The organism is Rhodoplanes sp. SY1, assembly GCF_046000175.1.
In the GTDB taxonomy this organism is placed as follows: domain Bacteria; phylum Pseudomonadota; class Alphaproteobacteria; order Rhizobiales; family Xanthobacteraceae; genus Rhodoplanes.
The window spans coordinates 1-12,069 of record NZ_JBEOMB010000143.1 but is presented as its reverse complement, the minus strand read 5'-3'; the positions used below and the strand labels follow the sequence as shown (position 1 = coordinate 12,069).

Below are 12,069 nucleotides of genomic sequence, written 5' to 3'. Positions count from 1 at the left end.
CCCCGGCCGCGGCCGGGCCGGCCGCCGATCTTCCCGAGGCGGAGCCCGACTGGACCCGCGATCCGCTCGCGCCGACCCCGGGGGCCGAGCGCAAGCGCTTCTTCGCCTGGACGCGGCGCCGCCAGACCGTCAGCTCGGACGCCGAGGCGCCACTCGACGACGTGCCGCCGCCGCCGTTCGAGCGCCCCGCCGAGCGGGACTTCGACCGTGGTCCTGGCCGCGGTCAGGACCGGGGTCAGGATCGTCCTGGTCAGGACGGTGGTTTCGAGCGTGGCGGGGATCGCAGCCCCGCGGATCGCGGCTTCGACCGCGCGCCGCCGCCGCCCGCGTTCGCCGCCCCGGCTCCGGAACCGCCGGCCATCGCCGAGGCGGAGCCCGTCACGGTGCTCAAGTCGGGCGTCATCGACGGGATGGGCTACACGCTCTACACGGACGGCTCGATCGACGCCGCCTTCGAGCACGGCACGCTGCGCTTCGCCTCCATCGACGACCTGCGCCGCCATCTCGAGCAGAGCCACGGCTGAGCCGTCAGGCGTGACGGCGTATCCCTCTCGATGAGACGCAGGCCCGGTTCTCGACCGCGTGCCCCGGACAAGGCGGGGCGGGCCGCAGGCCCGACGCGCCGCAGAGCCGGGGCCCAGGGGCCGCACGGTCGGCGCTCCCTTTTGTCGCTCTGGGTCCCGGCGCGCGGTGCGGGGCACCGCGTCCGGGACACGAGGCTGATACCGATCGGCGTCCGAGACCCGCGTCGCTCTAAAGCCCGGCCAGCGCCATCAGCTCGCGGACATGGGCGTGCGAGACGTCGAAGGCTTCCTGCTCCTCGTCGGTGAAGCGGCAGGCGATGATCTTCTGCACGCCGCGTCGGCCGATCACGCAGGGCACGCTCATCACGGCGCCGTCGACCCCGTACTCGCCCTCCAGCAGCGTGCCGACCGGCAGCACCGAGCGCTCGTTGCCCGTGATCGCCCGGATGATGCGGAACACGCTCGCGGCGATGCCGTGATTGGTGTTGCCCTTGCCGGCGAAGATGTCGAGGCCGATCTGCAGGACGCGCTGGCGGACCGCCGTGCGGTCGATCGGGGCGACGCCGTTGAGGGCGCAGTAGGTGTCGACGTCGAGGCCGCAGACGTTGCACAGGCTCCACGGGACGAAGCCGGTGTGGCTGTGGTCGCCGAGCACGTAGCCGAAGATGTTCTTCGGATCGATCCCGACGTGATCCGAGACGATGCGCATGAAGCGCGCCGTGTCCACGATGGTGCCGAGCGAGATCACCCGCTCCTTGGGATACGACGAGTGTGCCACCGCCACCTGCGCCATCACGTCGACCGGATTCGTGACCATCAGCACGATGGCGTTCGGCGAGGTCGCCTCGGTGCGCTCGATCAGATCCTTGACGACGCGGCTGTTGACCTCGGCCAGCGAGTCGCGGTTCTGGCCCCGCTCGAGCTGGGCGCCGGCCGTGATCACGACGATGTCGCTGTTGACCGTCTCGGGCCAGCCGCCGGCGATCAGCCGCGGGTTCTTCGCGTAGATGAACGAGGTGGTGTGGGCGAAGTCCCAGATCTCCGCCTGCGCCTTCTCGGCGTTGCGGTCGACCGCGACGATCTCGCTCGCCGCCGTGGAGGCGAGCAGATGGCCGACCACCTCGGTGCCGACCGCGCCCATGCCGATGACCGAAATTTTCACGCGTAGCCCCCTGGAGGCCGGGCGCGACGGACGCGCCGCCGCGCCGGATGTGGCGTGCCGCGACGGGGTTCGATCCGTGCGGCGCGACCGGTGGACGGCCGCGAGGATACGCGCGAGGAGCCGAAATTTCAGGGCGTAGTTGCGGAGCGCGACGGAAGGAGGTGTCGTGACGGACGGCGCGGCATGCGTTCGATTGCGCGACCGGTACGGTGGCGTACAGTGCGGCCGCAATGACCGCCTCCCTGATGAAACACTATCGTGCCCCCTGGTGGCTGCCGGGCGGCAACGCCCAGACCATCTGGCCGGCGCTGTTCTCGTCGCCGCGCGCCGACGCGATGCCGGCCTATCGGCGCGAGCGGTGGGACACGCCGGACGGCGACTTCGTCGACGTCGATCATCTGCCGGCGCCGGAGGAGATGACGCCCGATCGCCGCGCTGCGGACAGGCGGCCCTGGCTGGTGCTGTTCCACGGTCTCGAGAGCAGCTCGGCGAGCCGCTACGCCGTCGCCTTCGCGCTCGCCGCCCGCGCGCGCGGCTGGCATTTCTGCGTGCCGCATTTCCGCGGCTGCTCGGGCGAGCCGAACCGCGCCCCGCGCTCCTATCACTCCGGCGACTTCGAGGAGGTCGGCTGGATTCTTCGGCGCCTGCGGGCGCAGGCCGGGGCGCCGCTCCTCGCCGCCGGTGTCTCGCTCGGCGGCAACGCGCTCCTGCGCTTCGTCGAGGAGGCGGGCGACAGCGCCGGCGCCGCGGTGCGGGCCGTCGCCGCCGTGTCGGCGCCGCTCGATCTCGCCGCCGCCGGCGCGGCGATCGACCGCGGCTTCAACCGGCTCGTCTACGCGCGCATGTTCCTGCGCAGCATGAAGCCGCGCGCGCTCGCGGCGCTCGCCCGGCATCCGGGACTGTTCGATCGCGAGCGCCTGCTCGCGGCGCGCACGTTGCGCGCGTTCGACGACTGCTTCACGGCGCCGCTGCACGGGTTTTCCGGCGTCGATGATTACTGGCGGCGCGCCTCGGCGAAGCCGCATCTGCGTCTGATCCGGGTGCCGACCCTGGTGCTCAACGCCCGAAACGATCCCTTCGTGCCCGGATGGTCGTTGCCGACGCCGGAGCAGGCCGGCCCGCGGGTGACGTCGTGGCAGCCGGAGGAGGGCGGTCACGTCGGCTTCGCGAGCGGGCCGTTTCCCGGCCACGTGAACGCGATGCCGGCAGCCGTGTGCGACTGGCTCGCCACCGCGTCGTGAGAGCGGCGAAGGCGCTCGACCTGTCGCGCGGCGGGAGGTCGCAGCATCACGGCGCGCGCGATGTGATCCGTCTCCGAGATGCCCGCGTAATCCTGGCATCGAACCAATCAAGGAGACCCCCGATGTTCGACTCCATCACCGTCGCCGCTCCGATCCTGCTCCCGCTGATGACGTTCGGCGTCGTCTTCTATCTGATCCTGCGCGGTGCCCCGGCCCGCCGTGTCGCCACGCGCCGCTCGTAAGCGCGTCAAGTCGGCGTGACTCCGGGGAGGGCTCGATCGACTCTCCCCGGAGGGATCGTGATAACAACCCTCATTCGCTGTCCTGCATCGTGCCCCGCGAAGATCAGCGCTTCGCACTAGAGTGGTTTCCGCCGACGTCGACCCACTCTCCGCTCATTCCCGCGAAGGCGGGAATCCAGAGCCACACATCGGGCGGCCCCCGGGTCCCCGCCTTCGCGGGGACGAGCGGCAGCCTGGTTCGATTCGTCACAACCGAAAAGTGCTCTAGCCGTCATCCCGGGGCGCGCCGAAGGCGCGTGCCCGGGATCCATACGCCCGGAGACAGTGGCTCACGACAGACAGGGGTTGGGTCCCGGGCTCGGCGCGTCGCGCCGCCCCGGGACGACAGAGCAGGTGGATTTGGTCTTCGCCCGCGGGCACACGGTGATCGAGATCCTGCTCCGCTCGCCGGCTCGATCTAGATCTTTCGCCCGTCCAAGCGAGGCGACCTTATAAGAAGCGCCTAGGCCTCGGTGTTTCTACGGAACACGCGCGCTCGCCTCATTAACGCTCGATAGACGCCCATCACGCATCTTTTTGTGAAAGTTGTCTGTTCGCCGGCTCGTAGCGGTGGGTCGCGCCAGCGCCCGCCGCCCGCAGCCCTGAGCGTATCCCCGTGACATCGCGACCGAGGCCCCAGGACTCCGCCATGCGCTCGAACCTTCCGGTGTCGAACACCGAGCATGTTCTTCCCGACGGCACCCTGATCGTGTCGAAGACCGACCGGAAGGGGAAGATCACCTTCGTCAACGACCAGTTCGTCGCCGCCTCCGGCTTTTCCGAAGCCGAGCTGATCGGCCAGCCGCACAACATCGTGCGCCATCCGGACATGCCGGTCGAGGCCTTCGCCAATCTGTGGGACACGATCGCGGCCGGCAAGCCGTGGGCCGGCGCGGTGAAGAACCGGTGCAAGAATGGAAGCTTCTACTGGGTGATGGCGAGCGTCACGCCGATCTGGGAGAACGATCAGATCGCCGGATTCCAGTCGGTGCGCACCAAGCTCACCGCCGAGCAGCGCGCCGACGCCGAGCGCGCCTATGCGCAGATCCGGGCCAAGAAGCCCTGCGACTTCGCGCTCGCCGCCGGTCTGCTGCGCGAGCGCAGCCTGTGGGACCGTCTCTCGCTGTTCACCGGCACCATGAAGGCGCGGCTCGTCACGCTGGTCGCCGTGCTGGTCGGCTTCATCCTGCTGGTCGGCGTCGGCGGTCTCTACGCCGCCCGGGACACCAACGCCATGATGCAGTCGCTGTACGACGACCGCGTCGTGCCGCTGCAGCAGCTCTTCACCCTCAACGACCGGATGAAGGACGACATGCTCGCCCTTCACGATGTGATCGCCAAGGCGCGCGCCGGGCAGGCGACGGGCGACGCCGCGGGTCGCATCGCGGCGAACCGCAGCGCCATGGACGCGACCTGGAAGGCGTATCTGGCGACCTACCTGACTCCGGAGGAGAAGGGTGTCGCCGACGCGTATGCACCCAAGCAGCAGCGCTTTCTCGATGCCGGCATCGCGCCGGCCCTGGTTCTGCTCGCGGCCCGCAAGCACGACGAGCTCGGGGTCTTCCTGAGCAGCACCATCGAGCCGCTCTATGCCGCCGCCAAGGTGGATCTCGACCGGCTGGTCGCCGTCCAGGGCAAGGAGGCGAAGCTGCTGCTCGACGCCTCCGGGCGCGACTATGCGGTCGCGCTCGCCTTCGTGGCCGCGATGCTCGCGCTCGGGCTCCTCTACGGCGGCTGGCTGGGGCTGCGCACCATCCAGGCGACGCTGCGCCCGCTCGGCCGCCTCAACGCGGCGATGGACCGCATCGCCCGCGGCAACTTCACCGGCCGCATCGTGATCAAGCGCGACGACGAGATCGGCCAGGCGCTGCGCAACATCCAGGCGATGCAATCCAAGCTCGCCTTCGACCGCGAGTTCCAGGCCGACACCGAGCGGCGCGTGACGGAGCAGCGCCGTCACGAGATCCACAAGATCGCCGACGGGTTCGAGGCGGCGCTCGGCCAGATCATCGAGACGGTGTCGTCCACGTCCGCCGATCTCGAGAGTTCGGCCCACACGCTCACCGCCACGGCGCAGCGCACCGAGGAGATCACGACGACGGTCGCCAGCGCCTCGGAGGAGGCGGCCGTCAACGTCCAGTCGGTCGCCTCGGCGAGCGAGCAGATGGCGGCCTCCGTGCACGAGATCAATCGTCAGGTGCAGGAGTCGAGCCGCATCGCCGACGGCGCCGTCCAGCAGGCCGGCCGCACCAATGCTCGCGTCGCCGAGCTGGCGCAGGCGGCGACCCGCATCGGCGACGTGGTGAAGCTGATCACGGCCATTGCCGAGCAGACCAACTTGTTGGCCCTGAATGCGACGATCGAGGCGGCTCGCGCGGGAGAAGCCGGCAAGGGATTCGCGGTCGTCGCCTCCGAGGTGAAGGCGCTCGCGGCGCAGACCGGCAAGGCCACCGGCGACATCTCGGCCCAGATCGCCGGCATGCAGGCGGCGACCAGCGAGTCGGTCGGCGCCATCAAGGAGATCTCGGGCACCATCGGCCGCCTGTCCGAGATCGCGAGCAGCATCTCGGCCGCGGTCGAGGAGCAGGGCGCCGCGACCCAGGAGATCTCGCGCAACGCCCAGCAGGCGGCGCAGGGCACGCTGCAGGTCAGCGCCCATGTCGGCGACGTCCAGCGCGGTGCCAGCGAGACCGGCACGGCCTCCGAGCAGGTGCTCACCGCCGCGCAGGCGCTGGCCGAGAACGGCGCCCGGCTGAAGACCGAGGTCGTCCGCTTCCTCGGCACGGTGCGGGCCGCCTGAGCGGACGGGTGGTCCAGGCGTCAATGGGGTCCGAGCCGCTCGTCGGCGCGACTTCTTCCGACGTCGTCGCCGGGCTCGACCCGGCGACCCATCTCTTCGCAATGAAGCGCCTATTCGGCGAAGGTGATGGATGCGCGGGTCGAGCCCGCGCATAACGCTTCTGTCCCTGGCGTGCGCCTCAGCGTCCGACCAGCCGCATCGCCTCGGCGCCATAAGTCTCCCGCGCGTCGGCGAGCAGCGGGGCGACGGCGTCCCTGAACGTCGCGTGCTCGGCGGCGCTCGGCGTGATCAGCTCGCAGCCGGCCGCGGCGAGCGCGCGCCGCGCGTCATCGTCCTCCTCGCCGGTCATCACCCGCTGCGCCGCCACGGCCTCGGCGACCGCCTCGCGCATCGTCTCCTGCAATTCCTTCGGCCAGGCGTCGAACTGGGCGCGGCAGAAGAACACCGGGCGCGAGACGTAGAAGTGGTTCGTCACCGTGTGGAAGCGATGGAAGTCGTGGACGTGGTACGTCACCGTGTTGGCGAGCGGATTCTCCTGCGCGTCGAGCGTCCCCGCTTTTATGCGCGCAATCGCTTCGGTCAGGTCGAGGCGCAGCGGGGTCGCGCCGAGCAGCGCGAAGGTTCTCGCCTGGACGTCGCTCGGGAGGACCCGGATGCTCATGCCGGCGAGGTCGCCGGCGGTGCGCACCGGACGCAGCCGGTTGGAGATCTGGCGAAAGCCGTTCTCGAACCAGCCGAGGATGCGATAGCCGACCTTGTCCTCGATCCGCTGCGCCAGCCAGGCGCCGAGCGCGCCGTCCATGGCGCCGCGCGCCTCGTCGTTGCTGGCGAACAGGAACGGCAGGTCGACGACGCCGATCTCCGGCACCCGGTCGGTCAGGTAGCTCGACGACTGGTAGCCGACGCTCAGCACGCCGGACTCCACGAGCCACAGGATGTCCTCGGCCTTGTAGCCGAGATCCATGATGTTCCAGACGTAGCGCACCTTCACGGCGTCGCCGAAGCGCGCCGCGACGCGGTCGCCGATGATCTTCAGCGCCTTGCTGAAGCAGGTGGTGGACGGGCCGTAGCCTCCCATCCGAATCTCGATCGGTGTGCTCATGAGGGCTCGCGGGGGTGCGGCTCGCCGGTGAGGGGGCGGGGCGTTTCCTGGTGGCGCGTCTTGTGGCGTTTCCTGGCCGCGGTTCTCGTGGGCGCGGCTCCGAAGGGCGAAGACTAACGGCCGCTGGATCGGCTGTCGAATGCGGGGACGTCCCGGCTGATGCGACGAATCCGCGGGGACGACGTCGCTTGTCTTTGGCGCCCGGGGACGCCACAGTTGCCGGACGGTCGGCATACAAAGCCGGCGACAAGAACAGTCGAGGAAACGCATGACCAGGGTTTGGCTGGCCGCGGCCTGTGCCGCGGTGCTGGCGCCGTTCGTGGCGCCGTTCGTTGCACCGATCGGCGACGCGCAGGCGCAAGGGTTTCCGTCGCGACCCGTCACCATGGTGGTGCCGCTCGGGCCGGGCGGCTCGACCGACGTCATCGCCCGCGTCGTCGCCGAGGGGATGCGCGCCACGCTCGGCCAGCCCGTGATCGTCGAGAACACGACGGGCGCCGGCGGCACGGTCGGGGTCGGGCGCGTCGCCCGCGCGGCGCCGGACGGCTACACGTTCGGCATCGGCCATTCCGGCACCAACGTGGTCAACGGCGCCATCTATCCGCTGCAATACGACCTGATCGCCGACTTCGAGCCGATCGGCCTGATCTCGACGCAGCCGTTCTTCATCGTCGCGCGCAAGACCATGCCGGCGAAGAATCTCGCCGAGCTGGTGACCTGGATCAAGCAGAACCCCGAGAAGGTCACCGAGGGCACGTCCGGCGTCGGCACGCCGAGCCACATCTCCGGCGTGCTCCTGCAGAACACGCTCGGGGTGAAGTGGACCATGGTGCCGTATCGCGGCGCCGGCCAATCGATGCAGGATCTGATCGCCGGCAACACCGACATCCAGCTCGACACCCCGGCGACCTCGATGCCGCACATCCAGTCGGGCCTGATCAAGGTCTACGCCGTCACCAACAAGGAGCGCCTGAAGGTGGCGCCCGACGTGCCGACCACCGACGAGGCGGGCCTGCCGGGCTTCTACTACACGTTCTGGCACGCCCTGTGGGCCCCCAAGGGGACGCCCAAGGAGGCGATCGACAAGCTCAACGCGGCGCTGAAGGCGGCGCTCGCCGACCCGACGACGCGCAAGAAGCTCGAGGACCTCGCGCAGGTGATCTTCCCGCCCGACCAGCAGACCCCGGCGGCGCTCGGCGCCTATCAGAAGGCCGAGATCGACAAGTGGTGGCCGATCGTCAAGGCGGCGGGCATCAGGCCGGAGTGAGGGTGGGGGCAAGCCCGTCATTCCGGGGCGCGGGCGCAGCCCGCGAGCCTGGAATCCATATCCCCTGCGTCAGTGGCTCACGAAAGACAGGGGATATGGGTTCCTGGCTCGGCGCGTTGCGCCGCCCCGGAACGACCAGATTCTCCTAGTCCCGCCCCGCCACCGCGATGGCGAAGGCGTAGGACAGCGCGACCTCGCGCAGGCGCTCGAAGCGGCCGGCGGCGCCGCCGTGGCCGGCGTCGAGATTGGTCCGCAGCAGCACCAGATTGTCGTTCGTCTTGAGCCGGCGCAGCCGCGCCACCCACTTGGCCGGCTCCCAATACGTGACGCGCGGATCCGTCAGGCCGGCGAGCGCCAGGATGGTCGGATAGGCTTGGGGCCTCACGTTGTCGTAGGGCGAGTAGGACCGGATCGTGTGGAACGCCTGCGCGTCGCGGATCGGGTCGCCCCATTCCGGCCATTCGGGCGGGGTGAGCGGCAGCGTCTCGTCCAGCATGGTGTTGAGCACGTCGACGAACGGCACCTCGGCGATCAGCCCGGCGTAGAGATCCGGTCGCATGTTGGCGAGCGCGCCGATCAGCATGCCGCCGGCCGAGCCGCCATGCGCGACCACGCGGTCGGGCGCGACGATCTTGCTCGCGATCAGATGCTCGGTCGCCGCGATCACGTCCTTGAACGTGTTCGGCTTGGCGGCGAGCTTGCCCTCGCGATACCAGCGCCAGCCCTTCTCGGTGCCGCCGCGGGCGTGGACGATCGCGTAGACGAAGCCGCGATCGACCAGCGACAGCCGGCTGGTCGAGAACGCCGCCGGCGTCGACATGCCGTAGGAGCCGTAGGCGTAGACCAGCGCCGGCGCGGTACCGTCGAGCGGCGTGTCGCGGCGCGCCAGCAGCGACACCGGCACGGTCTCGCCGTCGTGCGCCGGCGCGAGCAGGCGGCGCGTCACGTAAGACGCCGGGTCGTGGCCGCTCGGCACCTCCTGGCGCTTGCGCAGCACGCGCTCGCGCGTCGCGCAGTCGTAGTCCCAGGTCTCGGTCGGCGTCGTCATCGACGAGTAGTTGAACCGCAGCGTGTCGGTCTCGAACTCGTAGCCGCCCGCCATGCCGAGCGAGTAGGCCTCCTCGTCGAAGGCGATCATGTGCTCGTCGCCGCGCCCGAGATGCCGCACGACGATGCGGGGCAGCCCGTCGACCCGCTCGAGCCGCACGAGCCAGTCGCGCGTCACGGAGAAGCCGAGCACGAAGACGCCCGGCCGGTGCGGGACGAGATCGCGCCAGTGGGCACGGTCCGGCGTCGCGAGCGGCGCCGTCACGATCTTGAAGTCCTCGGCGTCGTCGGCGTTGGTGCGGATGAACAGCACCGGGCCGCCGTCGAAGGCCGGGTGATGCTCGACGTCGTAGCGCAGCTGATGTTCTCGCGGCGTGACGAGCCGCGGTGCTGCGTCGGGGGCCTCGAGGTCGATCAGCCAGGCCTCGGCCGACTCGTGGTCGTGCACCGAGATCTCGGCGAAGCGGCCGGACTGCAGCCGCGCGATCGAGACGAAGAAGCCGGGATCGTCGGTGCGGAACACCTCGCGATCGTCGCTCGCCACGGTGCCGAGCCGATGCAGGAAGACCTTCGTCGGCCGGTGCTGCTCGTCGAGCTTCACGTAGAAGAAGGCGCGCGAATCCGTCGTCCACACGACGCCGCCCGAGGTCTCCGGCACCACGTCGGCGAGGTCCTCGCCGGTCGCGAGATCGCGCACCCGCGTCGTGAAGAACTCGGAGCCGCGGTCGTCGGCGCTCCAGGCGACGAGGCGATGGTCGGGCGAATGCTCGCCGCCGCCCAGGCTGAAGAACGACTTGCCGGCGGCGAGCGCGTCGCCGTCGAGCAGAATCTCCTCCGCGCCGCCGTCGCGCGGGATGCGGCAGATCAGCGGATGCTCGCCGCCCTCGCGGTGGCGCGAGTAGTAGGCGAACGGGCCGTCGGGCGAGGGCACGCCGGCGTCGTCCTCCTTGATGCGGCCCTTCATCTCGGCGAACAGCGTCTCCTGCAGCGCCTCGGTGGGCGCCAGCGCCGCCTCGGCATGGGCGTTCTCGGCCTCCAGCACGGCCCGGATCGCCGGGTCGAGCACGGAGGGGTCGCGCATCACGGCCTGCCAGTCGGGGTCGCGCAGCCAAGCGTACTCGTCGACGAGCGTGACGCCGTGATGCACCGAGACGCTCGGGCGTTCCTCGACGCGGGGCGGGGCGGGCGGACGGGAGACACGGTCGAGCATCGGTCGGGCTTTCGGTCGGTCGTCGTCCGGACGGGGCAGGGACGACGGGAGCTTGCGCGGGGACGTGCGCGGGAAGACTTCATCTAGGGTGGCGGAGTGCGCCTGCAAATTGGCATCACGTCGACTGTCCGACAGAAAGGGCCATGCTCATCGTCGAGTGCGATCTGTGTCGAGGTGGTGCGGTACGGCATTTCGCATTGCAAAAACAAGCATATCGTGTCCGCGGTGCGAGCCGCGCGCCGGTCTGGCGGAGCGGTGGCCGTTGGTTGCCGGTATGGGAGCCATACCGATTTGAACGTACAAGCCTGTACTTTCCCTTGTCGTTCCGACGAATAGTTGGCCCGTTCTGTTGTCGAGTTCACGCGCACTTCTACAACGGTCGAATCTCTTCTTGCTTTCCGCAGCAATGGCGATACATAGAATGAGTTCTCGCGAGTCGGCCGCGATGTCGCTTGGCCTCGGGGCTCGGCCGGACCTGATGGGGCATTGCAGGCCCGGGCGGGAGCGATCGGGTCATTACAAAGAGAAATGAACGTAAGATGGGCGAGAGCGCGCAGAACTATATTGAGCTGACCGCCGATATCGTGTCGGCCTATGTCAGCAACAACAGCATATCGGCAGGGGATATTCCGAGCCTCATCAACCAGATTCACTCGGCGTTGCTGCGGGTCTCGGGCGGGCAGAGCGACGCGCCCGTCGAACCGCTCAAGCCGGCCGTGTCGGTCAAGAAGTCGATCACGCCGGAATACATCGTGTGCCTGGAGGACGGTAAAAAGTTCAAGTCGCTCAAGCGGCACCTGCGCACGCAGTACAACATGACCCCCGAGCAGTACCGCGACAAGTGGGGCCTGCCGCCCGACTACCCGATGGTGGCGCCGAACTACGCGGCCGCGCGCTCGCAGCTCGCCAAGCAGATGGGCCTCGGCCAGCAGCGGCGGCGCCGCGCGAAGTGACGGGGTGGCCGGCACGGCCGGCCTCGACCCGTCGAGCGCGAACCACGCTCTCCGGTCGGGCGACGCGCCCGGCCCATGACGAGAAGACACACGACGAGACGGACGCCGCCGGGCCCCCCGGCGGTTTTTTGTTTCGCGCATCGCGGTTGCCCGCCGGCCATGCTGGCCGATGCGATTCAAGAAGAAAGTCCTAGGACGGCGCCCCGGACGAGCCGCGTCCGCGTCGATAACCATCTTCGTTCATGCTGAAAACCTGATCCCTCGGAATTCGGATTCGACCGTCTTGACGTGGCCCGCGTGATAGGCAAAAATTCCTAAATCCATCACATGCGAGGTCGCCATGCGCCATCGGGGTTCGTTGTCTCGTTCGATCGGCCGGCGGTCCGCCGCGGCGCGCGTCGCCCGGAGGGCGTGGTGAGCCGGGCGCCGCGCCGGGCCGGCGCCAAATCGCCCGCCAAATCCCCCGCCAAGGCGCCCGCCGC

The 12,069-nt window shown here is 69.5% G+C and carries 8 protein-coding genes and 1 pseudogene; 5 read left to right on the top strand and 4 right to left on the bottom strand.

What is annotated here, in order from left to right:
* Positions 1–524, top strand: a pseudogene (locus ABTU92_RS25955) (DUF308 domain-containing protein); the annotation flags it as partial.
* A 229-nt stretch (positions 525–753) separates the two neighbouring features.
* Here the strand turns inward: ABTU92_RS25955 and ABTU92_RS25950 are convergent.
* The gene (locus tag ABTU92_RS25950) at positions 754–1,686 is read right to left on the bottom strand and encodes a lactate/malate family dehydrogenase (protein ID WP_408094499.1); all 933 of its coding nucleotides are present in this window, start codon (positions 1,684–1,686) and stop codon (positions 754–756) included.
* Between the two features lie 245 nt (positions 1,687–1,931).
* Between ABTU92_RS25950 and ABTU92_RS25945 the strand changes: the two genes are divergently transcribed.
* Both ABTU92_RS25945 and ABTU92_RS25940 read left to right on the top strand, forming a co-directional pair.
* The gene (locus ABTU92_RS25945) at positions 1,932–2,927 is read left to right on the top strand and encodes a YheT family hydrolase (protein WP_408094498.1); all 996 of its coding nucleotides are present in this window, start codon (positions 1,932–1,934) and stop codon (positions 2,925–2,927) included.
* 930 nt (positions 2,928–3,857) lie between these two features.
* Positions 3,858–6,008: a methyl-accepting chemotaxis protein gene (locus ABTU92_RS25940; protein WP_408094497.1), complete on the top strand. Its 2,151-nt coding sequence runs from the start codon at positions 3,858–3,860 to the stop codon at positions 6,006–6,008.
* Between the two features lie 178 nt (positions 6,009–6,186).
* Here ABTU92_RS25940 and ABTU92_RS25935 read toward each other — a convergent pair whose 3' ends face one another.
* Positions 6,187–7,110: a TRAP transporter substrate-binding protein gene (locus tag ABTU92_RS25935; protein WP_408094496.1), complete on the bottom strand. Its 924-nt coding sequence runs from the start codon at positions 7,108–7,110 to the stop codon at positions 6,187–6,189.
* 268 nt (positions 7,111–7,378) lie between these two features.
* On the opposite strand from ABTU92_RS25935, the gene ABTU92_RS25930 reads away from it, so the two are divergent.
* Complete coding sequence (locus ABTU92_RS25930; RefSeq protein WP_408094495.1) at positions 7,379–8,377, top strand: tripartite tricarboxylate transporter substrate-binding protein; 999 nt, start codon at positions 7,379–7,381, stop codon at positions 8,375–8,377.
* A 145-nt stretch (positions 8,378–8,522) separates the two neighbouring features.
* Here ABTU92_RS25930 and ABTU92_RS25925 read toward each other — a convergent pair whose 3' ends face one another.
* Positions 8,523–10,634, bottom strand: coding sequence for a S9 family peptidase (locus ABTU92_RS25925; protein ID WP_408094494.1), 2,112 nt, complete (start codon positions 10,632–10,634; stop codon positions 8,523–8,525).
* 539 nt (positions 10,635–11,173) lie between these two features.
* Between ABTU92_RS25925 and ABTU92_RS25920 the strand changes: the two genes are divergently transcribed.
* Positions 11,174–11,587 (top strand): MucR family transcriptional regulator, encoded by a 414-nt coding sequence (locus ABTU92_RS25920; RefSeq protein WP_111360147.1) that lies wholly within the window; start codon positions 11,174–11,176, stop codon positions 11,585–11,587.
* 240 nt (positions 11,588–11,827) lie between these two features.
* Here ABTU92_RS25920 and ABTU92_RS25915 read toward each other — a convergent pair.
* A partial coding sequence (locus ABTU92_RS25915) for a hypothetical protein (protein WP_408094493.1) occupies positions 11,828–12,069 on the bottom strand: 242 nt, incomplete at its 5' end.

Coding starts and splice junctions, on each gene's coding strand:
- ABTU92_RS25945 (WP_408094498.1), top strand. CDS start 1,932: ATGAAACACTATCGTGCCCCCTGGTGGCTGCCGGGCGGCAACGCCCAG.
- ABTU92_RS25940 (WP_408094497.1), top strand. CDS start 3,858: ATGCGCTCGAACCTTCCGGTGTCGAACACCGAGCATGTTCTTCCCGAC.
- ABTU92_RS25935 (WP_408094496.1), bottom strand. CDS start 7,110: ATGAGCACACCGATCGAGATTCGGATGGGAGGCTACGGCCCGTCCACC.
- ABTU92_RS25930 (WP_408094495.1), top strand. CDS start 7,379: ATGACCAGGGTTTGGCTGGCCGCGGCCTGTGCCGCGGTGCTGGCGCCG.
- ABTU92_RS25925 (WP_408094494.1), bottom strand. CDS start 10,634: ATGCTCGACCGTGTCTCCCGTCCGCCCGCCCCGCCCCGCGTCGAGGAA.
- ABTU92_RS25920 (WP_111360147.1), top strand. CDS start 11,174: ATGGGCGAGAGCGCGCAGAACTATATTGAGCTGACCGCCGATATCGTG.